The organism is Alteromonas sp. 4NH20-0056 (assembly GCF_057539655.1).
In genome coordinates this window covers 160886-186806 of record NZ_BAAJLS010000006.1, presented here as the reverse complement: position 1 = coordinate 186806, position 25921 = coordinate 160886, and the positions used below count along the sequence as shown (strand labels likewise).

The following is a 25921-nucleotide window of genomic DNA, read 5'->3' as shown; positions in this document are numbered from 1 at the left end:
TATCATGCTAGCGTACTTGCGCACGCTAGCGTTGAAACTGTTTAAGTACATTAAAAAGTACCATTGATTTATTAACACCTGGATGCTGCAACACCTTAGACGCCTCAACACACGAACAATAACGTTCGTAGTCCCTGGTTTGGTCGTGTTGCTTGTAGGCCTGAAGTGCGCGTTGCTGGCACCACTTCGAAACATCAATGGCATGATCCTGCCACTTATTTGCAAGCATAAAAGGCTGCACATCTGGATCACCGCCCAGCAATGCCTCCATGCCGTCCGTAAAGCTGCGATAATTAAAGTCGTTTTCACCTTGTAGCGCTCTTACAATGCGAAGCGGCGCATAGCCATACGCTTGCAATAACGCTTCGCTAGCATCTTCTACGCCGTGGTTGTACAAGTAGTTCAAACCATCATCTACCGATGGCAATGGCAGCGCATGTTTTTCACAGCGACTACGTATGGTGGGCATTAATTTATTCAAGCTTTCGGTAATAAGTAACAAATACGTATTATTAGTGGGCTCTTCTAAGGTTTTTAACAACGCATTCGCAGCGGCTTCGGTCATTGAATCAGCTTTTGGGATGACAAGTACCTTGTTCCCGCTCATTTGAGACGTTCCACTTAATTTAGCGATACCCTCACGTATTTTATCTACACCCAATTGCTTTTCGCTTTCTAATATATGAAAGTCAGGGTGACTCCCCGCCTTGCGCAGTGCGCAACTTTGGCACGCGTCACAGGGTCCAGAGGCCGTGGGGCTCTTACACAATAGCGTAAAAGCCACGCCATCAACCAATTCTCGTTTTCCGATACCTGGCGCACCATTAAACAATAACGCATGATGTAGCTTCTTAGCAGTAGCGCGTGAAATTAATGATGAATACAGCGACGTGAACCAGGGTAGCATTAGGCTAAATACTCTTTAATCACAGAAAGTACGTCGCGATGCACAGCGTCAATATCTTGCATTGCGTTTATTACTTTGATGTTGTCGTCGGCATTGGCTAACGCTAAATAGCGGGCACGAGTGCGCTCAAAGAACGCTAATCCAGATTGCTCGATTCGGTCTAATTCCCCCCTTCCCCTGGCGCGCGCAAGCCCGGTTTCTGGCTCAACGTCGAGATAAAGGGTAAGGTCAGGCGTAAACCCCCTTAGTGCAATATTACTAATTTCTGCCATCATTGCTGCATCTACGCCTCTACCACCGCCTTGATACGCCTGTGATGATAGGTCATGGCGATCTCCCACAACCCACGTTCCTGCGTTTAACGCAGGCCGTATACGATTATCAAGTAACTGAACGCGCGCCGCATACATTAAAAGCAACTCGGTTTCCTCACTGACTCGCTCGTCCCAGTTGTGTTTTACACAATCGCGAATGGCCTCGGCCATTGGCGTACCGCCGGGCTCTCTTGTTTGTTCAACAATCTTGCCCGCGGCTTTTAGCGTATCAACAATAAGCCCAATAACCGAACTTTTACCGGCGCCTTCAAGGCCTTCTACAACTATAAATTTACCTTTCATTTTCTAACTGGGGCTCTCTTATTATGAGGTTAGCGCTGAAGTTGGTATTTTCGCACAGCGGCGTTATGTTCTTCCAGCGTTGCGGAGAATTTGTGAGTCCCATCGCCTTTGGAAACAAAGTAGAGGGCATCGGTATCATCGGGATGAAGGGCTGCATTTATAGCGGCCTTACCTGCCATTGCGATAGGCGTAGGCGGTAAGCCTTTTATAACATACGTGTTATAAGCTGTCGCCGTACGAAGGTGCTTACGGGTAATATTACCGTCAAAGCTGGGGCCAATCCCATAGATTACCGTTGGATCAGTTTGCAAACGCATATTCTTATTTAGCCTGTTAGCAAACACGCCCGATATTAACGCGCGCTCACTCGCGACTGCGGTTTCTTTTTCAATGATACTGGCAAGAATAAGCGCGTCATATGGTGAACTAAAGGGTAATTCAAGCTGACGCGTTTCCCATTGTTCATCGAGGAAAGTAAGCAACGCTTCATGCGCGCGGGATAAAATCTTACTGGCGCTCGTACCGTGAGTAAAAAGATACGTGTCGGCTAAAAACAATCCCTCATAATTTGACGCATCATCAGATGTATTGCTCATCCCGATGTTTTTAAGGGTGGTCGATGTCGAGCCTTTAACAATGCTGTCAATACTCGTCACATCCACATCATAATCAACGCCATCAGTGTTTTTTAGTACCTCTACCCATTGGGACAATGTTAACCCTTCAATTAGGCTAATAGAAAATAAGTGCTCTTCACCTTTTGTAAACTTGGTAAACACGTCAACTAATGAATCGGTGGGTAGCAGCATAAACGTACCCGATTTAATCTGTGTGTTACCCGCAAATAGTTTAAGCCAGATTTTTGCGACAAGGGGCGACACAGTAATAATATCGTCACTACGCATAGTCTTAATCAATGTGTAACCGTTGCTTCCTTTGGTAACTGTGTATAGCCGCGGCTCATCAATATTAAGCGGCGTCGTCACCGCACTCTCTACATAAAAAATCGCGGCAGCTATTACAATGACAACAATAAAAATAAGAATTAAGAACGCTTTTAAAACCCGCATGGTATTACTGCTTCCCACTATCAATATATTGTTCAAATACAGTACGAAGCGTATTGCATAAATGCTGTCCATTCGAAAATGTCGCGAGTGATGCGTCGTTTGATGGGACAATGAGGTTTGAAACCCACATCACCCCCACAACCGCATTAGTTATCGCAATGGCATGTGCTGATTCAATATCATTACGTGAATAGTTCCCCTCAACAACTGGCGTATTACTTGCTCTCATATGCTCAATAAGACATTGGCGCACAACGCCATTAACACCGGCCTTATCTATAACCGGCGTATGCCAAGTGCCATTTTGATAAAAGAACACGTTACCAGCACTACTTTCTACAACATTGCCCTCTGTATCAAAAACAAGCGCATCTTGAGCATTGGGCGTACGAGCAATTTCTTGCTTGATAAACACTTGCTCTAACCTATTCATATGCTTAACGCCGGCGAAAAGAGGCTGAACTGCCATCCGTGTCTCAGCACACATCGCTGTTATACCTGAAGACCACAATGTTTCATAAGAAGCTGGATACGGGTGGGCGGTTAAACGAACGATTGCCTTTGCGTGTGGGTCACGCGCATAACCTCGACCACCTGTGCCGGCCGAAACGTGCACTTTTAATACGAATCGATTCGCGTTGGCCCCGCTTGTTGCTTCAACAGCAACGGCATGGTCAATAGCATCTGAAAGCGAAGGGATGTCAATAGCGATACCGAGTACATTGGTATCATGAGTCAGGCGGCGTAGATGGTAGGGCAAAAGTTCAACGTGGCCATTACTCACGCACATAGTGGTAAATACACCATCGCCGTAATTGAATGTTCTATCATCAGAGGTGATAGGATGGCTGTTTGAAACAATATCCACGGTTTACTCGGTTCTAAACTGATTAGGCAGAGTATACCAAGTTGTTGTGGTCAAACAAGAAAGGCTGCAATATAACTATATTGCTGCCTTTCAATACACACTGAGGCGCTTAAGGGCGTTTAAAAATCAATGAGCCGTTAGTGCCACCAAAACCAAAAGAATTACACAGCGCATAGTCTGCACTAAACGCTTTGGCTTTATGCGCTACGAAGTCTAAATCACACCCTTCACCAGGCTCATCTAAATTGATAGTTGGCGGTGCCATCCGATCACGTAAAGCCAGTATGGTAAAAATTGCTTCAACAGAACCTGCAGCGCCAAGTAGATGCCCTGTCATTGATTTTGTCGAGCTAACGAGAATGTCAGCAGCATGGTCCTTAAACACACGTTTAACGGCCGCCACCTCCGCTACATCCCCCGCGGGCGTGGACGTGCCATGCGCGTTAACATAGCCAATCAAATCGCTTGAAATATTTGCATCGCGGATCGCGTTCTCCATTGACGCAGCCGCACCTTCACCGTCAGCTGGAGGCGAAGTCATGTGATACGCATCACCACTCATACCAAAGCCAACGAGCTCAGCATAAATCGTTGCGCCACGGGCTTTCGCAGACTCATATTCTTCGAGCATTACAACCCCTGCACCCTCACCCATTACAAAGCCATCTCTGTCTTTATCCCACGGGCGACTTGCTGCTTGCGGGTCGTCATTACGAGACGATAATGCTCTTGCAGCAGCAAAACCAGCAATACCCAAAGGCGTAATTGACGCCTCAGAGCCGCCTGCTAACATGGCGTCAGCATCGCCATAAGCAATGGTTCGTGCTGCAATGCCAATGTTGTGAACTCCTGTTGTACAGGCCGTCACCACATTTAAATTCGGTCCTTTCAACCCCTCCATGATCGACAAAAAGCCTGAAATCATATTGGTAATGGTTGAAGGTACAAAGAAAGGCGACACCCGTTTAGGGCCGCTATTAAGCAGTTTGTTATGATTTTGCTCTATCTGCTCTAAACCACCAATTCCTGAGCCAATCGCTACGCCGACACGGTGTGCGTTGTCTTCAGTTATTTTTAAGCCAGAGTCGGCCATGGCCTGTTTACCTGCTGCAATACCCAGCTGGATAAACCTGTCCATCTTTTTGGTTTCTTTCTTTTCTATATAATCTTGCGGATCAAAGTCATCAACTTGACCAGCAAAACGGGTTAAATAATTACTGCAATCAAAAAGAGTGATTTCACCGATACCGCTCTCGCCCGCTAGAAGGCGACGCCAAGTCTTATCAACTGTAAGACCTAATGGTGAAAGCATTCCAAGACCAGTAACCACTACGCGACGTTTTGTCACAAAAAGCCCTCGCTTTGGAACTAAGGTGGGGAAACAAAAACGGCTCTAAAGAAGAGCCGTTTGTCGCTTACTTAAGACTTAAGCGTCTTTGTTAGCGTTGATATAGTCGATTGCAGATTGAACCGTTGTGATTTTCTCTGCTTCTTCATCAGGAATTTCTGTATCGAATTCCTCTTCTAAAGCCATAACTAGTTCAACTGTATCAAGTGAATCAGCGCCTAAATCGTCAACGAATGAAGCTTCAGCTTTTACTTCTTCTTCTTTTACGCCAAGTTGCTCGATAATGATTTTCTTAACGCGATCTTCAATGTTACTCATAATTCTAGATTTCCCTTAAACGTCACTAGATAATAAAACTGCCGCTAGTTTATTTTGCAAGGTCCGCCCTTGCAAGCACCAGATTGAACTTATTTTCTGGTCAAACCAGCAACATTCCGAATTCTATAGTTACTATTTTTACATCCAAGTTCGGGGAAATACCACCCCAAACTACGTTAAATTCACAATTTTTGTGAATTTAACCCATATACATCCCACCATTAACATGGATGGTTTCGCCTGTAATATAGGCTGCACCGTTGCTTACTAAAAACGCAACAGTGGCCGCAATTTCATCAGGTTCACCCAAACGGTTCGCTGGAATGTCTTTAAAAATCGCTTCGCGCTGATCATCAGACAACGACTTCGTCATATCGGTATCGATAAAACCTGGCGATACTACGTTAATAGTAATACCACGAGACGCCACTTCCCTTGCCATCGACTTCGAAAAGCCGATTACACCCGCTTTTGCCGCCGCATAATTGGCCTGCCCCGCATTGCCTGAGCTGCCGACTACCGAGCCAATATTGACAATACGACCGTACCTTTTCTTCATCATACCGCGAAGTACCGCTTTTGACAGCGTAAATATTGCTGAAAGGTTCGTATCGATAATATCTTGCCATTCTGCATCTTTCATACGCATTAACAGATTATCACGTGTGATACCGGCATTATTAACTAAAATATCAACACTGCCGTATTCATCAGCGATGGACTTTACCGTCGCATCGACACTGTCTTGGTCGGTAACGTTTAGCGCAACACCTTTACCGCCAAACGCCGCGAGGTATTCGCTGATTGCATTTGCACCGTTTTCACTGGTCGCAGTACCGATAACGGTTGCGCCTTGAGAAGCGAGTTGCGTAGCAATGGCTTTACCAATTCCTCGACTGGCTCCCGTTACTAACGCTATTTGGCCGTCTAACTGACTCATAGCATGTCCTTATTTATATTAATGCTTCCACACCCTCAGGTGTGCTTACCGCAAGAGACGTCAGCCCCTTATTAATTCGTTTATTGAGCCCGGTTAGTACTTTGCCAGGCCCTACTTCAATCACTCGCTCTACGCCTGCGGCCGCAAGATATTCGATGGTACGTGTCCATTGCACTGGGCAATACAGCTGGCGAACCAACGCATTTTTTATCGCTTCTGCTTGCGTTTCAATAGTCACATCAACGTTATTAACAATATTTATCGCAGGGATAGACACTGAGAGTTGCGCTAACGCCTCCTCTAGTTTGTCGGCCGCTGGACGCATAAGTTCACAATGCGATGGTACACTTACCGCAAGGGGAAGTGCGCGTTTCGCCCCCGCCTCTTTACACGCGGTAGCCGCTTGTTCAGCTGCGTGTTTTTCACCTGCGATAACCACTTGCCCAGGAGAATTAAAATTAACTGGCGCTACAACATCACCCGTGGCAATCGCCGTTTGGTGACAAACATCGGCGATTTTCGCATCATCTAGCCCGATAATAGCGTACATTGCACCCGCGCCGGCAGGAACGGCTTCTTGCATATATTTGCCGCGAGCCTCTACAAGTTTAACGGCATCGGCAAACGTCATCGCGCCACCACATACCATCGCTGAATACTCACCTAAGCTATGTCCGGCAAGATAATCCGCTTCAATGCCTTGCTCACGCAACACCCGCCAAACGGCAACACTTGCCGTTAGAAGTGCAGGTTGGGTGATATGCGTCTCGTTTAGCTTACCCTCTGCGTCATGTTGAACGACGTCCCACAAGTCGTAGCCTAAAACATGCGATGCATCGGTAAAGGTTTCTAGCACCACCGGATAGGCATCCGCGAGCTCTTTAAGCATGCCCACACTTTGAGACCCTTGCCCAGGAAATACGCAAGCTGTTTTCATTATCATTTCCTTTTTATTCTTACTAAACCACAAGAAGTGTGAAGATTAATAGCGGACGAGAGCAGATGCCCATGCAAAGCCGCCACCAAACGCTTCAAGTAGTAGATGTTGTCCACGCTGAATGCGGCCATCGCGAATAGCAGTATCAAGGGCCGTTGGCACAGTTGCAGCAGACGTATTGCCATATTTTTCTAATGTCATTACCACTTGGTCAAGAGACATATCAAGTTTCTTTGCCGTCGCTTTGATAATTCTGAAATTGGCTTGGTGTGGTACTAACCAGTCTAAGTCAGACTTTTGCATACCATTTGCTGCTAGCGTTTGTTCTACTACTTGCGACAGTTTGTTCACCGCCACTTTGAATACTTCATTGCCGCGCATTACACCCCAATTGTCATGAACTGACTGCTCATCACCACGCGTAGGGTTACCGACATAGAGTAAATCGCCATACGACCCTGCGGCATGAATATGCGTAGACAAGATCCCAGGTTCATCGCTGGCTTCAATAATAGTGGCGCCCGCAGCATCACCAAATAATATCACCATGGTTCTATCAGCAGGGTTAATGAGACGGCTTAAGCAGTCGGTTCCAATTACAAGAACACGCTTCGCCATGCCTGACTTTACGTACTGGTCTGCTACGCTTAACGCGTAGCAATAACCCGCACATGCTGCGGCCACATCAAATGCTGGAATACCATCTAAATCAAGCATACGTTGAATTTCACACGCTGTGCTTGGAAGTGCATAGCGGCCGCTTGTGGTGGCGCACACAATCATATCAATAGATTTAGGATCAATCCCTGCCATTTCAATGGCTTTCTTACTCGCTTCGAACCCCATGGTAGCGGCGGTTTCTTCCGCTCCAATTATACGGCGTTCTTTAATACCTGTCCGGTCAGTGATCCATTCGTCACTGGTATCGACCATTACTTCTAGATCTGCGTTAGTACGCACGTCACTGGGGTAATAGCTACCTGTACCTATAAACCGTGAATATTTGCTCAAAGCTGCTCCAACAATACCGTTTCTATCTTTGTTTTTATTTTGTCGGGAACCTGCATCTTCGCTTCATTCATCGCCTGAACAATGGCGTAATAAAAGGCGTCTTTTGATGCGTTTCCATGACTCTTTATAACAATGCCGCGCAATCCTATCAGACTCGCACCGTTATACTGGTCGGGGTTCACACTGTTGTAGATAGATTTCAGTAAGGGGAAAGCAATTTTGGCTAGAATACGTGTATACAAATTTCGCTGTGACTGTCGTTTTACTTCATTAATCACAAGCTTTGCAAGGCCTTCACTCGACTTTAGCGCCACGTTACCAGTGAAACCATCGGTAACAACGACATCGGCATGATCGGTGAAGATATCGTCGCCCTCGACATAACCGATATAGTTAATTCCAGGGGCGTCTTTAAACAGTTGGTCAGCAGATTTAACTTGCGCATTACCTTTGATATCTTCTTCGCCCACATTAAGTAATGCGACACGAGGCGATGCGATACCAGACACTTCTTGCGCCAGTACTGACCCCATTACACCATATTGGAAGAGGATTTCTGGCGTACAGTTAACGTTTGCACCAAGATCGAGTAGAAATACATTATGATGGCTAGTGGTAGGCATCATGTTAATCAACGCCGGTCTATCAATGCCTGATAATGTTTTTAATAAGTAGAAAGATAATGTGAGCAATGCGCCAGTATTGCCTGCGCTTACACATGCATTCGCATCACCCTGCTTCACAAGTTCAACGACTTTTCGCATTGAAGAACGCTTTTTGTTTCGCAATGCCGATGTAGGCACTTCGCCCATTTCAACCACTTGGTCGCAATGATATACGCAAACACGTGTGCGTTCTTGTGAAGATAAAGAAGAGAGTCCGTTTTCAATAACGGTTTCATCCCCGCATAACGCAAAGTTCACGTCGGGATGAAGTTGAATAGCCTTTACGGCCGCAGAAAGGATAACAGGGGGACCATGATCGCCCCCCATGATATCTAACGCGATGGTTAGCTTAGACAAAATGTAGTCGCCGTATTACGCGCCGATTACTTTCTTGCCTTTGTAGTACCCATCAGCAGTCACGTGGTGACGAAGGTGAGTTTCGCCTGACGTTGAATCGACGGACAAAGTTGCACCGGTCAACGCATCGTGTGAACGACGCATACCGCGCTTAGAACGCGTTTTACGATTTTTTTGTACTGCCATAACTTACTCCTGGTCTCGCTTAAGTTCTTTCAAAACCGCGAAAGGGTTTTTTCGCTCATTTTCAGGTTCAATCTTTCCGAACGACATGTCATCACGCTTCACTGAACACTCCTCCTCTGCATGAAGGGGAACAATCGGCATTGCTAACAGTAGCTCGTCTTCAAAAATTTGAAGCAGACTAACTTCTCCGTGGTCGTCGACCTCTACCTGCTCATAAGCTTCGGGAATGATGTCTTCATTATTCTGATTTTCTCCCTGCACTGGAGTAAAACAGAAATCCACTTCAAGTGGATAATCGATTTCACCATTACACCGCTGACAGATAAGTGTAACCTGCGTGGCTAAGTGGCCGTGAAAGACAGTAAGACCCTGCGCGTCTTTTTCAAACTGTACCTCTGCGTCCACATCGTCACTGCATCGGACAACTGCCTCACATAATCGTTCCATATCCTTAGATACAATAATACCCCGATAATCGGAGCGAATTATTGCGCTTTTGGTCGGTTCAACCGAATGAGGGAGTTTCACTTTCTGCATAGGGCGCGCATGATATAGCGTTGCCCCTTATCTGTCAAAACTTATATCTGATTTTACCTCAACTTTATCTATATTTTTTGGCGCTTACCATTACAATGTGTACAACCCCTTAATTTGTTAATTTATTAAAGACGTATGCATGACGCAATTAATACTCGCTTCCTCTTCTCCTTATAGAAAAGCGCTGTTAGAAAATATCGGTATTCATGTTGACACTGTTTCGCCAGATATCGACGAGTCACCAAGGCTACGTGAGTCTCCTACTGTGTTAAGCAAGAGGCTTGCTGAACAAAAAGCAGCTAAAGTCTCTGCTGCTCATCCAGATGCCATTGTTATTGGCAGTGACCAAGTGGCAATGCTCAATATTGACAACACAATGCAATTGCTTGGAAAACCTGGTTCTGCTGAAAATGCACTGAAGCAACTTATGCTTTGCCAAGGACAAACCGTGCATTTTTACACTGCATTATCTTTGCGCTGTGATAGTAAAAACCTCAGCTGCACTGAAATTGAAGAAACTATTGTAACGTTTAAAACGCTGAGAAAAGAAAAGCTCATCGCCTATATTGAAAAAGAACAGCCATTGGATTGTGCGGGTAGTTTTAAATGTGAAGGTTTAGGGGTTTTGCTTTTTGACAGCATAAGCAGCAGAGACCCAAACGCACTTATCGGGCTGCCGCTTATACTACTAAACACAATGCTCTATGAGATTTTCGGCGTTGACCTACTAACGGTCGCAACCCAACCTTAATACTATGCAGACAAGAACATCGCTAACTCATCGATTGAATGCACGATGCTTTTAGGGGAATGTCGTTCAAGATGAATCTGAGCATGCACACCATAAGACACTCCTACTCGGTCCATACCAATTGCTTCCGCCATTTGCATATCGTACGTTGTGTCACCAATCATCACCGCATCGCTTGCAGCAATATCGAGTTCGTCTAAAAGCTGTAATAACATGTCTGGTGAAGGCTTCGACTGCGCGTCATCTGCGCAGCGCGATGCACTAAAGAAACGCCCAGTATCGGTTTGCGCCCAAGCCCTGTCTAAACCGCGCCTGGCTTTTCCAGTCGCAACCGCAAGTACACACCCTTGTTGCTTCAGAGCCTCAAGCATTGACTCAACGCCATCAAAAAGCGGGCTAGGCGTTGCATCTTGGTCAACAAAAGCCTCTTTGTAGGCAGACACTATTCGTTCAGCCAGGTGGTCATCATCAATATTAAAAAGTTGTTTAATGGCGGGCTTCAAACTGATACCAATAATATGCCCAACTTCATCGGCACTGGGGATAGGCACATCACAGGCGTTGGCGGCCAACTGCATACAATTTATGATCTTGGCAGCCGAGTCCATTAACGTGCCATCCCAATCAAAAATAACTAACTTATACTTCGGGGCTAATGACATTATTTACTTCTTCGCGTTAATTATTTTCAACACACCATTTATAACAGTGCGTTTAACGTGGCTGACAGAGCCTCATCCAATGGCGCTTCAAAACTCATACGTTCTTCGGTTCCCGGATGAATGAAGGCTATACTGCGTGCGTGCAAAAATAATCGATTCAAACCCAATTTACGCATTTTATCGTCAAAACTTGTGTCACCATACTTAGGATCGCACGCGATGGGATGCCCAGCATGCAAACAATGCACACGAATTTGATGTGTACGCCCGGTAATCGGAGATGCCTCTACAAGCGTTGCGCCCTCAAAGGTTTGTAAAATACGATATCGGGTTTCTGATGGTTTACCGTCGTCGCCGACACTAACCATACGCTCACCAGATTGAAGTACATTTTTGCGAAGCGGCGCTTTCACTTTAAACCGAGTCTCTGGCCATTCACCTGCAACCAGCGCATTGTAACGCTTATCCATTTTGCCGGTTCTAAGCTGCTCGTGCATATGGCGCAGCGCTGAGCGCTTTTTGGCGATAATAATACAACCAGACGTGTCACGATCTAAGCGGTGTACCAACTCCATGAACTTAGCATCGGGGCGCAATGCTCTTAACCCTTCAATTAAACCAAAGCTCAAACCACTGCCGCCATGAACCGCAGTGCCCGATGGTTTATTGATCACCATCAACCGGTCGTCTTCGTATAGAATACAAGAAGACAATGCAGCAATTTTGGCTAATTTCGGAGAGGGTGCGGGTGCGCCCTCAGAGACGCGGACAGGCGGAATGCGAATAACGTCATTTTCACTGAGTTTATATTCAGGCTTTACCCTGCCTTTATTTACTCGTACCTCACCTTTACGCAAAATACGATAAATCATACTTTTCGGCACGCCTTTCAATTGCGTACGTAAAAAGTTATCAATTCTTTGACCGGCAAGGTCTTGTTCTACCGTAACGAAACGGACTTGTTGTTGAGTTTGTTCTTTCATGTATTAAGTATACCGCATTGCAAAAGGGCATCGATACAGAAACTTCGCATAATTGATATTTTATCGCCATTCGAACGCATTTTACCCACCAATGCCGATAACCCACTTTTATCTCACCGCATTTAGGCTTTATTACATGACTGTTCTTGCTTAACCTTAGCTTTTGGTGCGATAATCATGGGCGATTTACAACGCGCAATAAGTATTGCCGATAAATCACACGATATAAACAAGTGCGGTGCATTACAGTAGTGGCTAAGAAACGCCCATGATAATCCGCTTTGTTTCACGTTTTAGTAAGGTTAACGCCCGGTTGCATTAGCAATAAATTAATAATTTAAACCGGAAATGGGCTTTAGAGGCAACGACTACACTGCCGTTAGAAAGCACAAAATCTTACTTGCGAACATAAAATAAGTTCGCCATTTAGCAAACAGAATTAAATGACAAACAAGCGCCAGAGGGTCTCTCGCGCTTGTTAAGTAAAATACGAAACAAGGGCATGTCGCTCCCGACATCTTGCAATTAAATCCGATCAACTCACACGTTGTGAGTAATAAAAGGGGTTGAGCGAGATAATGCGGCTTTACAACAAGGTCCCCGTCCAGCCGTGAGGTTGCGCGGTGAGGGTTTGCACACGTCACTTTAATTTTGTGTCTAAATGGCTGTAAAAAACAGAGTTAGATACAATGAAAAGAATGTTAATAAATGCAACTCAACAAGAAGAGTTGCGCGTTGCCCTTGTTGATGGACAACGCCTTTATGATTTGGATATTGAAAGTCCTGGTCACGAACAAAAGAAAGCAAATATATACAAAGGCACAATAACCCGCGTAGAGCCTAGCCTCGAAGCCGCATTTGTAGATTATGGTGCAGACCGCCACGGTTTCCTTCCTCTTAAAGAAATTGCCCGTACTTATTTCCCAAAAGGATATAAATTTGAAGGTCGTCCTAACATCAAAGATGTTATCAAGGAAGGTCAAGAGGTAATCATTCAAATCGATAAAGAAGAACGTGGCCAAAAAGGCGCTGCGCTTACTACTTTCTTATCGCTCGCGGGTAGTTACCTAGTACTTATGCCAAACAACCCTCGCGCTGGCGGCATATCAAGACGTATAGAAGGTGATGAACGCACCGAATTAAAAGAATCACTAAGCAAACTAGAACTTCCTGACGGTATGGGACTGATTGTTCGTACTGCGGGCGTTGGCAAATCTTATGAAGAGTTAGAATGGGATTTAAAAGTACTACTTACCCATTGGGAAGCAGTCTCTAAAGTAGCTGAAGAGCGCCCTGCCCCGTTCCTCATTCATCAGGAAAGTAATGTCATTGTCCGTGCAATTCGTGATTATCTTCGTCGCGATATTGGTGAAATACTGATTGATAAAACCAGCATATACGAACAAGCACTTCATCATATCGAATTAGTTCGTCCTGATTTTGCTAGCAGAGTAAAACTGTATCGCGGCGAAGTTCCGCTGTTTAGCCACTACCAAATCGAAAGCCAGATTGAATCTGCATTCCAACGTGAAGTGCGCTTGCCATCTGGTGGTTCAATTGTTATTGACCCTACCGAGGCGCTTACGTCAATTGATATCAACTCTGCACGCGCTACCAAAGGCGGCGATATCGAGGAAACAGCACTTAATACCAACTTAGAAGCAGCAGATGAAATTGCTCGCCAGCTTCGTCTTCGCGACCTTGGTGGATTAGTGGTTATCGACTTTATCGATATGACCCCTGTACGTCATCAGCGCGAAGTTGAAAACCGTATGAAAGACGCGGTAAGAAACGACAGAGCTCGCGTTCAGTTAGGCCGCATATCCCGTTTTGGCCTGCTTGAAATGTCTCGCCAAAGACTGCGTCCTTCACTGGGCGATTCAGCGCATATCGTATGTCCTCGCTGTTCTGGCCACGGCACTATTCGTGGAACAGAGTCTTTGGCATTGTCTATTCTTCGTATACTTGAAGAAGAAAGCATCAAAGAGAATACGGGGCAAATCGAAGCACAACTTCCTGTGCCGGTAGCGACCTACTTGTTAAACGAAAAGCGCAAATCAATTCAGCTTCTTGAAAAACGTCACGGCGTTAATTTGTTGCTCATCCCAAATGCTAATTTAGACACGCCGCACTACCAGGTACTTCGTCGTCGTCCCGATGATGTACACGCAGATGCAAGCTATGATGTTGAGCTTATGCCTGCTGTAGAAGCAGAAGCCGAGTCATCGGCAGCAACCCCTGTTAAACGCGAAGAACCCGCACTAAAAGGCCTAGTGGCTCCAACTGCTGCGCCTGTTGTCGCACCGAAAGCGCCAACCGCTAAGGAAGAGAAGTCTAACGACACGCCTTCTTTATTCTCTCGTTTAGGTAAGTGGATCAACGATTTATTCGGTGACAGCGAAGAAGAGAAAAAGAAACAGGAAGCGGAAGCGGAAGAAAAACGTAAAGCGCAAAGTAAGGCTCGACACCCGCGAAATCGAAATAATGATGATCGTCGTCGTAAACCTCGTAAAAATACGCGTCGTAATGCACCTTCGCAAGGTAAAGAGGATGAGCAAGATTCACGCAAGCCTCGTAATGACCAAGATGACAAGCGTAATAACAAAAGCCGCAAACCTCGCAAAGCACAAACGCCACGTGATGAGCAAGCGAAGCCGTCTCAAGAACCTGCAGTAAAAGTAGATACTGATCAGCAAGAGTCGCAAACACAAAAGAAACGCGAAGTTGCTGAGCGCCGTAAGCGCCGAGACAAACGTCGCACTGTCCGTGTAAAACAAGACGACGTTTCGCAAAACGAGACGACGCAAGCACCTGAAGCACAGAGCGATGTAAAAGCGCCTGCTGCTAAACCTGCCAAGGCAAAAGTTGACAACTCAGCTGACGCTACGGCTAAGCCTGCAGAAAACAAAAATGTACAGCAGGTACAATCAGCTGACACTGCGACCGATGTTAAAAATGATACGGCCGACAAGCGTGTCGATTCGCAAGAAAGCGAAGCTTCAACCAATGAGCAGGATGAAAACGGTCAGAAACGCGAAAGCCGCGGTCGTTCGCGCCGTTCACCTCGTCATGTTCGAGCGGCAGGTCAGCGCCGTAAGAAAGAAGCACAGTTAAGCGATGAAAGCGATGCTGATAACTCGGATAATACAGCAACGAACGCGCAGGAAGCATCGACATCTAACAGTGAAGCACAAACGGCCGATGCCAACACGGCAGAGCAAACGCAAGCGACGCTTCCAGGTAAGTTAGATGCTGAGATCAGTAACGAAACAACAACAGTTTCAAATACTGATGAAAGCCCTGCTGCAGACGAAAGCGCCAAGACCGAGGCAACACCAGCTGTGGAGAGCAAGAGCCCTGACGCAATAGCAGAGGAAACGATTGCGGATAAGCCTGGACTGCTTGAAGCTGATACAGCAAACGTTGAGAAAAAAGAAGAGAAGGCACCTGAAATTGTTCAAGATGAACTTCAATTTGATTTAACCTCACCGGCTTCAGAAGCTGACGAAGCAAATAAGCGTAAGCCTGCTGAGAAAGTCACACCAAAGCAAGTTACGCCGAAAGCTGACGAAGCGAAAGCTGACGAAGCGAAAGCACCGCAAAAGGCTGCACCAGCGCCTAAGAAGGCTATTGTTGCAGAGCCAAGCGCTAGCTTAGCGGCAAGTAGTCGCGGTAAACGTGGCGCTTCACACCCTACTGCATTACCTACCGAAGTTAATGACGTAGCAGTAGAAGTAAGCCTCACTGCAAAAGCAGACGATACGCGTCCAGACGTTGTTGTTTGTGGTAAACGTGCGGTTATGTCTCAAGCATCAGCGAAAGCCTCAGCGCCGACGACATTACCAGCAAGTGTCGACGACATAACTGCTTAAAAATAAGCAACCATCAGGTGATATGACTTGATGAATGCAACGTATCAAAAAGCCGCTTAATTGCGGCTTTTTTGTCTCCTTACTGCGCCAAAAAAGACGTGAATGAATGAAAGTAGATGAAACTCATAGACGATGGCTGGCTGACGTTACGGGCAGAACAGTCGGTAAGACTGTTCTTATACAGCAACTTTGGAGTGGATATGGAGCTTGCTTTCGTGCCCAGTTAAACAAAGATAGCGACGGCACTACCGTCAAACGCGAAAACATCCAGCATATGGTAGTCAAATGTGTGCAGCCGCCTACAGATGCGTCACACCCGAGGGGGTGGAGTTCCCGCCATGCGCATGAACGCAAAATTCGTTCATTTGATGTCGAACATTACTTTTACACAAACTTGCAACCGCGCACTGATGAAAACTGCAAAACTCCCCACTGTATCGCACACGATAATATTGAGAATAATAGCCTACTGGTGCTTGAAGATTTAGATGTTTTAGGGTTTAGCGCACGTGCCACTTCGCTGTCAATCGAGCAGGCATTACCCGTCATCAAGTGGCTAGCTCATTTCCATGCGACATTTTTAAGCTTAAAAAATGAACGCGTATGGAAAGACGGAACGTACTGGCATCTGTCTACCCGCTTAGATGAATTTGATGCCATGCCTGACACCCCTTTAAAGCATGCTGCCCGAGATATTAGTGACGCACTCGACAATGCAAAATTTAAAACCTTGCTTCATGGTGATGCAAAGGTGGCAAACTTCTGTTTTACTCCAGCATTCGACAGTTGTGCAGCTGTCGATTTTCAATACACCGGTCATGGTGTCGGGGTTAAAGATGTCGCTTACTTTATTGGTAGTGCCCTGTCAAAGTACGACCAATTACACGGTACTGATATATGTATTAATTATTATTTCACTAAACTTCGCTCGCTACTTACCGATAGTCTTGGCGTCTCGGCATTTAACCAGCTTGAACAAGAGTGGCGGCAATTGTATCCCTTTGCCTGTGCCGATTTTTATCGTTTCCTTGCTGGCTGGAGCCCCGACCATTGGAAAATAAATGGCGTACTTGACATGCATTCTCAACACGCATTAAAGCAGCTGGAGAAATAAATTCTTTTTACACTGTATCAGTAAGACAAATAAGCGGCGAGACACGGCCTCTCGCTTTTGTTTTTCTTTATCGGTTAGAATGTGGGCTCATCTCGGCGCGATTACGTAGTATAGTGAAATAAAATACGCTGTTGTCTGCTATGTATAAAAGAAAGCTTTACTTTTTCGGGCTATTTTCTACCTTCATACTTCTTGTGGCGTTGGCCAGTGCCTCTATTACAGCGCACCTCACTCGTGAGAATCTGACTCAAAGCCAGCTCGCTCAAAACCTGTTGTCTGAACATCAAAAACTGTCCAGTATTTCATACCGCTTATTTAAACAGCTTACCGATGAATTGATCTTCGGCGTAGACGCGAATCAAGCGAAAGTACGTAATAAACAGCAACGGATAAGTGAAATTTTATCACGCATTAAGCGGCTCGAGTTAGAACAGCGCAATGCGCTGGGTCTAGAGGCGACGCAAGGCAGTGTAGAGGATACTGATGAACTTGAGTTGCTGATAAATGAAATAATTAAAGAGTTTGGCGTTATTTCACAAAGTAACGACGTCACACCGCTGCGCGAACAACAACGCTTACAAACGCTACTTGAAAACACTATCGATAACCAATTTAGAGAATTAATAAATTCGGCAATCAACCGTCAGACCCAAGTAGTGTCGTCGATTAACGCCAGCATCGATACCCTGAATACAACCATAGTATGGTTTACTATTCTCCTAGGCGTAATAACACTTCCTTTCATTCTACTGGGATGCTATTGGCTTTTTAATGCCCTCTATCAGCCCTTAAATGTAATAAAAGCCGGCACTGATGCCATCGCCTCAGGTAACTATGATTACCGCTTACCTGAGACATTAGATAGCGAATTTACCGATTTGGTTCGTGCAATGAATGCGATGGTTAGCCGACTTGCTGAACACGAGCTGCAAGCAGAGGCACATCGTAAACAATTAGAGTATGAAGTTGAAACGCGAACCCGTGCACTTACTGCGGCAAATGGTCGGTTGACCGACCTGGACACTCGTAGGCGTCAATTTATGGCTGATGTAAGTCATGAACTAAGAACTCCACTTACGATTATCCGTGGCGAGGCACAAGTCACACTGCGACAATCATCTCAAGAAGAAGCGGTGTATAAAGAAACCCTTCAGACCATTCTTGATCAAGCAGTAAATTTGAGTAAATTAGTCGACGACCTGCTATTACTTGCTCGCGCTGAAATGCATGAATTCACACTTGAAATTTCTCAATGTGAGCTGCGACCTATCATTACAAGGCAGCTGCAGTTATGGGAAAAAATGAGCCCGCAGCGGGTGTTTTCTATTCAGTGGAACGCGGATGAAAATCTTAGCATCTTGGTCGACAAAGATAGGTTCATGCAAGCTCTGACCATCTTACTAGAAAACGCCAATAAGTACTCTCCCCCGTCAGGCACTATCACCATCGCAGTAAGCGTTGAGAATAAGTGGGCCACCATCAGTGTTATAGATGAAGGTGATGGTATATCACCATCCGATATTGAACACATTTTTGAGCGATTTGTAAGACTAAAACGTAATACCGAAGGTATGGGGCTAGGCCTATCAATTGCGCGTGCGATTGTTGATGCACATAACGGAAAGCTGTGGGCAGAATCGACGCTTGGGGAAGGCTCTACATTCTCGCTCTCATTCCCCGTTGATGAATAGGAAATGGTACAGACTATGAAAATTTTAATTGCTGACGATGAACGTCCCTTGCTGCGTTTTATTTCTCGCGGTTTAACCGCCGAGGGGTACGAATGTGTAGAGGAAGAGCAGCTACATAACCTCGTGACGCGTATTAAACAAGAGTCGCCTGCCATTGCAGTGCTCGATAGAATGTTCGGCGAAGATGACAGTGTAGAACTACTGCCAACCATAAAAGCGATGCCAAACGCGCCAATGATTTTATTACTTACTGCTATAGATGACGTCAAAGCACGCGTTACTGGACTAAATCAAGGTGCCGATGACTATCTGTGCAAACCTTTTGACTTTGACGAACTGCTAGCACGTATTACCGCCCTAAGTAGGCGTACTTCAACTATTCAGGTTGAACCGGGCATCACAGTGGGCAATCTCAAGATTGATAGTGAGTCCCGTATTGCGACGCTCGCGGGACAAGAACTCACACTTACCAAACTAGAATATGACTTGCTGTATTACTTTGCAGAAAATGCCGATAAGGTATTATCCCGTGAGCGAATACTAAGCCGGGTATGGAGGAGTCACAGCGACCCGTTAACTAACGTTGTTGACGTCTACATCAGTAGGCTACGCCAAAAACTTGCGCCTGATGCGAGCTTATCTATACAAACGCTTCGGGGGAACGGATATCGCCTAAGCGGCGCTTAAAAAAAAGCTCGCCTTTTATTGTTAAAAGCCGAGCCGTTAGTACCTACAAAACGCGAAAGTAGGCCAAGGTGAGAAAAGGAAGGCAGTATCTACCTTCCAACACACTGGGAACACAGGTTGAAACACACTATCCAAACTGTGATTCTATTATATCGATATAACCTAATAGAATGATGAGTCAAACATTAAAAGAAGATGAACACCGCATTAACGCGTTAATTCGTAGTAAATTTCTTCATATCAAGGTGTGGAATACCATCTTCCAGATAAACAGGCGAGCTAGCTTCAAAGCCAAATGATTGATAAAAATCCAGTAAATACTCTTGTGCACCTATTTCAATATTATGATGTGGCCACTTCGCCCCACACCGATGTATTGCCTCTTTAAGCAGTGCTTTTCCCGCACCATTACGGCGATAATCAGCGGCCGTGACGACTCGACCAATACTGGCACTTTCATAACTTAAACCTGGGGGTATTAACCGTGCATAAGCAACTAACTCTTGCCCGCTAAAGCCCATTAGATGGCGCGTTTCAGGGTGTCTGTCTTTTTCATCAAGTTCTGGATAGGCACATTCCTGCTCAACAACGAACACATCAACACGAAGCTTTAGCACGTCGAAAAGCTGATGCGTAGTCAGTTCATCAAATGGCAGTAAAACCCAAGAAAGCATAAAATAAATCCCATTTTATAGTGGTAAATTACGCAGACTACATTAACGCATAGAGCGACATAATCTGCGGTTATCAATGCGGTACCGTTTTGTTGCGTGTTTGCTTATTGCACCACAACAAAACGCGCAATGTGACGTTTTGCGCTTTCGTGCGTTTGCGTGTAAGAGTGAAATACCCCGCCAACAGCGCGTATCATGGCTTTAGACGCGTGATTATCGTCATAGCAATGAACATGAATCTGCCGAGCATCTTCATGTTGGGTAACATTTGAATCAGCATTAGGCGCATAGTAAGGCTCTCCAACGCTGCGCGTCTTTGCCTCTGAAAGCACCAGAGATAAGAGTAAAACACTCAGCCCTTTACCACGATAGGAAGGCCTTATTCCCAACCCTATATGACCGCCAATATGTTTAATCTGTTCGTTCAAACGATGGCGAAGGTTAGCTACACCAATAAGCGCTTCATTATGGATAAGCCAAAATGTCGTACTCTCGACGTAGCCTTTGGGGAGTTTTACTCCTTGTTTAAATTCATCGACGCGCGTCAGATACGCGGAAAAATCACTGGCATCAAGATCTAAAACAAACGGATAACGTTCTTCATTACCCAGCTCGGCAATGTAAGTACGATAGCTTGCTTCATAACCAAAAGACGGCGTTACCAATTCATAGGTTTCGCCGTCTTTCTTAATGCGCTGTATAACATCCATTAGAATTACACTCTGCTATCGCATTGCCCAACTAACGCGAGGCGCTTCGCTAGCGTCAGTTTGCATCTACCAGGTTAAGTCGTCTGGAATGTCATAATCAGCATACCAGTCATCTTGGTCCTGTTCCTTGCCATCGCTACCGCTTGTATCTAAGTCCGCTCGATAGATAATTGACTGCTCATCGCGTTGAGCAATCTTTTCTGCCACCGGCGTGGGTACCAGCTCGTAGGCGTCGTCTAACAACACCACCGTCAGACGCCCTTTTGTCACCTGCTTATGCATGTCATTACTCACATACATTCGCTTAACGACATTGTTATGCATAAAGTTAAGCACGGTATCCCCTTTACGCACTTGCTTATTAGTAATAATAAGCTGCCTTACTTGCGCCGCAATAGAGCGCTTCTCACGTTCTTGTTGCTGCAACTGATTGAGCTCGCGTGAGCGCGCCTTTTTTTCTTCAGCGGCCTGTTGGGCAGCCAGTGTTGCTTCTTCAACCACTGGTTGTTTTTGCTTCACTTTCTGTTTTTTGCGCTTATCCGCGCGCGCCTGCTTCGCAGACGCTTTATTTGCCAAACCCGCTTTTAATAATTGGTCCTGTAACGAGGCCATGTATTACTCTCTATTACTTGCTTTTCTTAGCTTTACTTTTAGACGCCGGCTTTTTAGGTGCTTGCGCTTCCCATTTACCGTCTGTGTACCAAGCCGACCATCCTGTCGCCTTTCCGTCTTTGTTTTCAGACATAACATACTGTTGTTTCGTCTTGCGGCTATATCGCACAATACTTAAATTGCCGTCAGGATCCTTTGCGGGGGCATCAGCAAGATAATAGAATTTCGACGAAATTCTATCCCTAAAGCGTGCAAGTTCTTCCACTTTCGGCGCTCTTGTCTCTCGAGACTTCGGGAAGTTGTGCGCAGCGAGAAAGATACCCGACGCACCATCTCTTAGAATAAAGTGTGCATCAGATTTCTCGCAGGGTAACTCAGGTAAGTCAACCGGATCTTCTTTTGGTGGCGCAGCTTCTCCGTTACGCAGCAATTTACGCGTGTTCTTACACTCATCGCTCGTACAACCGAAGTATTTGCCGAAACGCCCGTTTTTTAACTCCATATCACTGCCGCACTTATCACACTCAATAAGCGGGCCGTCGTAGCCTTTAATCTTAAACGTACCCTGCTCGACAAGCGTCCCATCACAGGTTGGCGTATTACCACACACATGCAATTTACGCGTTTCGTCAACCAAGTAGCTGTCCATTGCGGTGCCGCATTTTGGACAACGTTTTTTAGAACGAAGTGCTTCTGTCTCTAACTCATCTTCGTCGTCAACCTTGACCACTTCATCGCCCGACGTCAGGTTCATGGTATTCGTGCAACGCTCTTTTGGCGGTAGGTTATAACCGGAACATCCAAGAAATACCCCAGTAGACGCCGTGCGTACGTTCATTTCACGACCGCATTTGTCGCAATCAATATGCACTGGCACTGCCTGATTCAGGCGCATTCCACCTTCTTCAGGTGCTTTTTCAGCATTTAGTAGCTTTCCATAGAAACCACTGTAAAACTCGTTAAGAACGTCTTTCCAGTCTTTATTACCGTGAGCAATATCATCAAGGTGTTGCTCCATATTGGCGGTAAAGTCGAAACTCATTAGGTCGTCGAAGTTTTCCATCAGGCGGTCATTAACGATTTCGCCCATTTTCTCCGCATAAAACCGTTTATTTTCTAAACGAACATAACCACGATCCTGAATCGTTGAAATAATGCTCGCATAAGTAGATGGACGCCCAATACCACGTTTTTCTAGCTCTTTAACTAGCGATGCTTCATTAAAGCGCGCAACGGGTTTGGTGAAATGTTGCTTAGGGTCAAGCGCGTTTAATTTAAGCGCATCTCCCTTTTTAACATCAGGCAACATTAACTCTTCATCGCCCTTCTTGCGAAGCTGAGGCTGTACACGAGTCCAACCATCAAATTTCAGCACGCGGCCTTTTGCTGTCAGTTCATAGTCACCTGCAGCGACGCGGATCGTAGTGGCATCGTACTTCGCCGGCATCATTTGGCAAGCGAGAAATTGTCGCCAAATAAGTTCGTAAAGACGCTGAGCATCGCGCTCCATATCACCTAATGTTGCAGCACTTACTTTAACATTCGACGGGCGTATCGCTTCGTGGGCTTCTTGTGCACCGTCTTTACTTCCGTATCGGATGGGAGATTCAGGTAAGTAATTCTCGCCAAAATTATCACCAATGTAGGCACGTGCGCTATCGAGGGCCTCTTGACTTAAATTAGTTGAATCGGTACGCATATAAGTAATATAGCCAGCCTCATAAAGGCGTTGAGCCATCATCATTGTCTTCTTAACACCAAACCCCAGTCGTGTACTCGCAGCTTGCTGCAACGTTGAGGTGATAAAAGGTGCAGAAGGACGGCTTTGTGTCGGTTTTGACTCGCGGCTTTCTACCGTATATTGGGCATTTTCAAGCGCTGCTAATGCTGTGTCTGTTTCTGCTTTATTCTTCGGTTTAAATGCACTGCCGTTATGCTTAGCAACGAGCATGCGAAGCGCGGCGTTTTCGGCGCTATTTAAGTCTGCATGCACATCCCAAAACTCTTCTGGTACAAACGCTTTAATCTCGCGTTCACGTTCTACAACAAGGCGCACGGCTACAGATTGCACGCGACCGGCAGATAGCCCTCTTGCGATTTTTTTCCACAGTAGTGGCGATACCATGAAGCCTACTACTCGGTCTAGAAAACGGCGTGCTTGCTGCGCATTTACACGATGTAAATTGAGTTCGCCTGGCGCAGAAAACGCATCTTGTATTGCGTTTTTCGTTATCTCGTTAAATACAACACGCTGATATGTCTTGCCCTTACTTCCTAATAGCTCTTGTAAGTGCCACGCTATAGCTTCTCCCTCGCGGTCCAAATCGGTTGCGAGATAGATAGTGTCAGCATCTTTGGCGAGTTTCTTAAGTTCGTTAACGACTTTTTCTTTGCCTTGTAACACTTGATAATGGGCCTTCCAGTTTTGTTCTGGATCGACACCCATGCGATCGACAAGCTTCAAATATTCGTGTCGGCGAAGGTATTCTTCTCTCGCTTCATCGCTTAGTGTTTTAAGTTCTTTTGCCGGTTTCTTAGGCTCAACCTTGCCTAATGCCTTCGTAGGAAGATCCCGTACATGGCCAACCGAACTTTTTACAATAAAATCTTTACCGAGATATTTATTTATCGTTTTCGCTTTGGCTGGTGACTCGACTATGACCAGTGATTTTGCCATATAATTGAACTAAACCTATTGATTTTTAATGACTTTACAAGTCAATTCAGGGAATTTGGGGAGCCCTAACCGTTTATCTGGGGTACCCGCTCTTTTTTAACATATATCTACAAAGTGAATGGAAAACAAGATCTTCTTCATAGTTATTCTTTCTCTTGCCGCAATCGCGAACAAAAACCGCTCACTTTTTAACCACCCTCATTGGCATTGATAATAAAAACCGTATAATGCCAGCCATTCCACAAATTACCCAATGACATCCATGGGTTATTAACGTGCTGCATGATGGTCGCTATTCGCTTTTATAGGGTAGCGGTCAAATGCGTAAACACCAAGTAGAGGGACATTATGAAGCAATTTGAAGTTAATTTTGATGGTTTAGTCGGCCCCACGCACAATTATGCGGGGCTATCCTTCGGTAATGTCGCCTCTCTTAATAATAGGAATGCATCGAGCAACCCCAAACAAGCTGCTATGCAAGGCCTCGCTAAAATGAAGGCGCTATCGGATATGGGTATGATGCAAGGTGTTCTTGCCCCGCAAGAGCGCCCGGATATCGCTGCCCTTCGTCGCCTCGGCTTTTCGGGTTCCGATGCCCGAGTGCTAGAAAGCGCTGCAAAGCAATCTCGCGAGATTTTTCTTGCATGTTGCTCTGCGTCAAGCATGTGGACCGCAAATGCTGCCACAGTCTCTCCTAGCGCCGATACGGCCGATGGACGCGTTCACTTTACCCCAGCTAACCTGACGAACAAGTTTCATCGCTCTCTTGAACCGCAGGTAACGGGGAATATTCTCAAATCAACATTTGCGAACGAAAAATACTTCGCCCACCATACTCACCTTCCTGACAATGAACATTTTGGTGATGAAGGGGCGGCGAATCACACGCGCTTGTGTTCAGAATATGGCTATGCAGGTGTAGAGCTCTTTGTTTATGGACGACATGCTTTTGACTCAAGCAAACCCGCGCCTACAAAATTTCCTGCTCGACAAACCCTCGAGGCGTGTCAGGCAGTAGCCAGATTGCATGGATTGAGCGAAGAAAGTGTGGTTTATATGCAACAAAACCCCGACGTTATTGACCAAGGGGTTTTTCACAATGACGTTATCGCGGTTGGCAATCAAAATGTCTTATTCTTCCACGAGCAGGCTTTCTATCAGAAAGATGCGGGATTAAAAGAAATAAAAGATAAATTCGGCGACGCTGCACTACACTTTATTGAAGTACCAACGGATGAAGTATCGGTTCAAGACGCAGTAAAAACGTACTTATTCAATACGCAGATCATTACGCTTCCAAGCGGCGACATGACGATTATCGCCCCTTCTGAGTGCGAAGAAAACACGTCGGTTAAACACTACTTAGATAAGTTAGTAACACTGGGAACACCCATCAAGTCCGTCAATTATTTTGATGTTAAACAAAGTATGCGAAATGGCGGCGGCCCCGCTTGCTTGAGATTGCGCGTTGCCATGACAGATCAAGAGTTAGCAGCAACCAACCAAGCGACATTAATTAATGATACACAGTTTGCTCGGTTGAACACATGGGTGGAGAAACATTATCGCGATACGTTAAGCGAAGATGATTTGCGCGACCCTCTGCTCCTTATTGAGTCGCGTACGGCACTCGATGAACTAACGCAGCTTTTGAAGTTAGGATCCGTTTACCCATTCCAACAAGACTAACCGATACTAACCAATAAAAAAGCCGGCACATTGCCGGC

Annotated in this window: 24 protein-coding genes; 6 read left to right on the top strand and 18 right to left on the bottom strand. The window is 45.7% G+C overall.

Annotation, left to right across the window (positions count from 1 at the left end; genetic code table 11):
* Nucleotides 1-25: 25 nt before the first annotated feature.
* The 12 genes from holB to yceD all read right to left on the bottom strand — a co-directional run bounded on the left by holB (nucleotide 26) and on the right by yceD (nucleotide 9761).
* Nucleotides 26-907 (bottom strand): DNA polymerase III subunit delta', encoded by an 882-nt coding sequence (holB, locus tag AC27EZ_RS12880; RefSeq protein ID WP_487135694.1) that lies wholly within the window; start codon nucleotides 905-907, stop codon nucleotides 26-28.
* On the bottom strand, nucleotides 907-1524 hold the full coding sequence (gene tmk / locus AC27EZ_RS12875) for a dTMP kinase (protein ID WP_487135693.1): 618 nt from the start codon (nucleotides 1522-1524) through the stop codon (nucleotides 907-909). The genes holB and tmk overlap by 1 nt, the downstream gene beginning before the upstream one ends.
* Nucleotides 1525-1553: 29 nt before the next feature.
* Nucleotides 1554-2594 (bottom strand): endolytic transglycosylase MltG, encoded by a 1041-nt coding sequence (gene mltG, locus AC27EZ_RS12870; protein WP_487135692.1) that lies wholly within the window; start codon nucleotides 2592-2594, stop codon nucleotides 1554-1556.
* 4 nt (nucleotides 2595-2598) lie between these two features.
* Complete coding sequence (gene pabC, locus AC27EZ_RS12865) at nucleotides 2599-3462, bottom strand: aminodeoxychorismate lyase (RefSeq protein WP_487135691.1); 864 nt, start codon at nucleotides 3460-3462, stop codon at nucleotides 2599-2601.
* A 109-nt stretch (nucleotides 3463-3571) separates the two neighbouring features.
* Nucleotides 3572-4810, bottom strand: coding sequence for a beta-ketoacyl-ACP synthase II (gene fabF, locus AC27EZ_RS12860; RefSeq protein ID WP_487135690.1), 1239 nt, complete (start codon nucleotides 4808-4810; stop codon nucleotides 3572-3574).
* Between the two features lie 78 nt (nucleotides 4811-4888).
* The gene (acpP, locus tag AC27EZ_RS12855) at nucleotides 4889-5128 is read right to left on the bottom strand and encodes an acyl carrier protein (protein WP_334015192.1); all 240 of its coding nucleotides are present in this window, start codon (nucleotides 5126-5128) and stop codon (nucleotides 4889-4891) included.
* Nucleotides 5129-5327: 199 nt separating this feature from the next.
* The gene (gene fabG / locus AC27EZ_RS12850; RefSeq protein WP_487135689.1) at nucleotides 5328-6068 is read right to left on the bottom strand and encodes a 3-oxoacyl-ACP reductase FabG; all 741 of its coding nucleotides are present in this window, start codon (nucleotides 6066-6068) and stop codon (nucleotides 5328-5330) included.
* A 13-nt stretch (nucleotides 6069-6081) separates the two neighbouring features.
* Entirely contained in the window at nucleotides 6082-7008 is a 927-nt protein-coding gene (fabD, locus tag AC27EZ_RS12845; protein ID WP_487135734.1) for an ACP S-malonyltransferase, read from the bottom strand.
* A 42-nt stretch (nucleotides 7009-7050) separates the two neighbouring features.
* Nucleotides 7051-8016: a beta-ketoacyl-ACP synthase III gene (locus tag AC27EZ_RS12840; protein WP_421134409.1), complete on the bottom strand. Its 966-nt coding sequence runs from the start codon at nucleotides 8014-8016 to the stop codon at nucleotides 7051-7053.
* Nucleotides 8013-9038: a phosphate acyltransferase PlsX gene (gene plsX, locus AC27EZ_RS12835; protein WP_487135688.1), complete on the bottom strand. Its 1026-nt coding sequence runs from the start codon at nucleotides 9036-9038 to the stop codon at nucleotides 8013-8015. The genes AC27EZ_RS12840 and plsX overlap by 4 nt, the downstream gene beginning before the upstream one ends.
* Before the next feature lie 15 nt (nucleotides 9039-9053).
* The gene (gene rpmF, locus AC27EZ_RS12830; RefSeq protein ID WP_032095795.1) at nucleotides 9054-9224 is read right to left on the bottom strand and encodes a 50S ribosomal protein L32; all 171 of its coding nucleotides are present in this window, start codon (nucleotides 9222-9224) and stop codon (nucleotides 9054-9056) included.
* A gap of 3 nt (nucleotides 9225-9227) precedes the next feature.
* Nucleotides 9228-9761, bottom strand: a complete 534-nt coding sequence (gene yceD, locus AC27EZ_RS12825; protein ID WP_487135687.1) for a 23S rRNA accumulation protein YceD — start codon at nucleotides 9759-9761, stop codon at nucleotides 9228-9230.
* A gap of 139 nt (nucleotides 9762-9900) precedes the next feature.
* Here yceD and AC27EZ_RS12820 point away from each other — a divergent pair, with 139 nt between their 5' ends.
* Nucleotides 9901-10512, top strand: a complete 612-nt coding sequence (locus AC27EZ_RS12820) for a Maf family protein (protein ID WP_487135686.1) — start codon at nucleotides 9901-9903, stop codon at nucleotides 10510-10512.
* A gap of 2 nt (nucleotides 10513-10514) precedes the next feature.
* Here AC27EZ_RS12820 and AC27EZ_RS12815 read toward each other — a convergent pair whose 3' ends face one another.
* Together AC27EZ_RS12815 and rluC are read right to left on the bottom strand one after the other, a co-directional pair.
* Nucleotides 10515-11174 carry an HAD-IA family hydrolase gene (locus AC27EZ_RS12815; RefSeq protein ID WP_487135685.1) on the bottom strand — a complete coding sequence of 220 codons (660 nt, stop codon included), beginning with the start codon at nucleotides 11172-11174 and terminating at the stop codon, nucleotides 10515-10517.
* Nucleotides 11175-11212: 38 nt separating this feature from the next.
* Nucleotides 11213-12157: a 23S rRNA pseudouridine(955/2504/2580) synthase RluC gene (gene rluC, locus AC27EZ_RS12810; protein ID WP_487135684.1), complete on the bottom strand. Its 945-nt coding sequence runs from the start codon at nucleotides 12155-12157 to the stop codon at nucleotides 11213-11215.
* Nucleotides 12158-12846: 689 nt separating this feature from the next.
* Between rluC and rne the strand changes: the two genes are divergently transcribed.
* The 4 genes from rne to AC27EZ_RS12790 all read left to right on the top strand — a co-directional run bounded on the left by rne (nucleotide 12847) and on the right by AC27EZ_RS12790 (nucleotide 19521).
* Complete coding sequence (gene rne, locus AC27EZ_RS12805; protein ID WP_487135683.1) at nucleotides 12847-16029, top strand: ribonuclease E; 3183 nt, start codon at nucleotides 12847-12849, stop codon at nucleotides 16027-16029.
* 106 nt (nucleotides 16030-16135) lie between these two features.
* Nucleotides 16136-17143 carry a protein kinase family protein gene (locus AC27EZ_RS12800; protein ID WP_487135682.1) on the top strand — a complete coding sequence of 336 codons (1008 nt, stop codon included), beginning with the start codon at nucleotides 16136-16138 and terminating at the stop codon, nucleotides 17141-17143.
* A 140-nt stretch (nucleotides 17144-17283) separates the two neighbouring features.
* Entirely contained in the window at nucleotides 17284-18834 is a 1551-nt protein-coding gene (locus AC27EZ_RS12795) for a sensor histidine kinase (RefSeq protein WP_487135681.1), read from the top strand.
* 15 nt (nucleotides 18835-18849) lie between these two features.
* Entirely contained in the window at nucleotides 18850-19521 is a 672-nt protein-coding gene (locus AC27EZ_RS12790; protein WP_487135680.1) for a response regulator transcription factor, read from the top strand.
* A gap of 215 nt (nucleotides 19522-19736) precedes the next feature.
* Here AC27EZ_RS12790 and AC27EZ_RS12785 read toward each other — a convergent pair whose 3' ends face one another.
* The 4 genes from AC27EZ_RS12785 to topA form a co-directional block, all read right to left on the bottom strand.
* Nucleotides 19737-20195, bottom strand: a complete 459-nt coding sequence (locus AC27EZ_RS12785) for a GNAT family N-acetyltransferase (RefSeq protein WP_487135679.1) — start codon at nucleotides 20193-20195, stop codon at nucleotides 19737-19739.
* A 104-nt stretch (nucleotides 20196-20299) separates the two neighbouring features.
* Complete coding sequence (locus AC27EZ_RS12780; RefSeq protein WP_487135678.1) at nucleotides 20300-20905, bottom strand: GNAT family N-acetyltransferase; 606 nt, start codon at nucleotides 20903-20905, stop codon at nucleotides 20300-20302.
* 66 nt (nucleotides 20906-20971) lie between these two features.
* Entirely contained in the window at nucleotides 20972-21517 is a 546-nt protein-coding gene (locus AC27EZ_RS12775) for a DUF2058 domain-containing protein (RefSeq protein WP_487135677.1), read from the bottom strand.
* Between the two features lie 13 nt (nucleotides 21518-21530).
* The gene (topA, locus tag AC27EZ_RS12770; protein WP_487135676.1) at nucleotides 21531-24194 is read right to left on the bottom strand and encodes a type I DNA topoisomerase; all 2664 of its coding nucleotides are present in this window, start codon (nucleotides 24192-24194) and stop codon (nucleotides 21531-21533) included.
* A gap of 348 nt (nucleotides 24195-24542) precedes the next feature.
* On the opposite strand from topA, the gene astB reads away from it, so the two are divergent.
* Entirely contained in the window at nucleotides 24543-25883 is a 1341-nt protein-coding gene (gene astB, locus AC27EZ_RS12765) for an N-succinylarginine dihydrolase (protein ID WP_487135675.1), read from the top strand.
* Nucleotides 25884-25921: the final 38 nt, after the last annotated feature.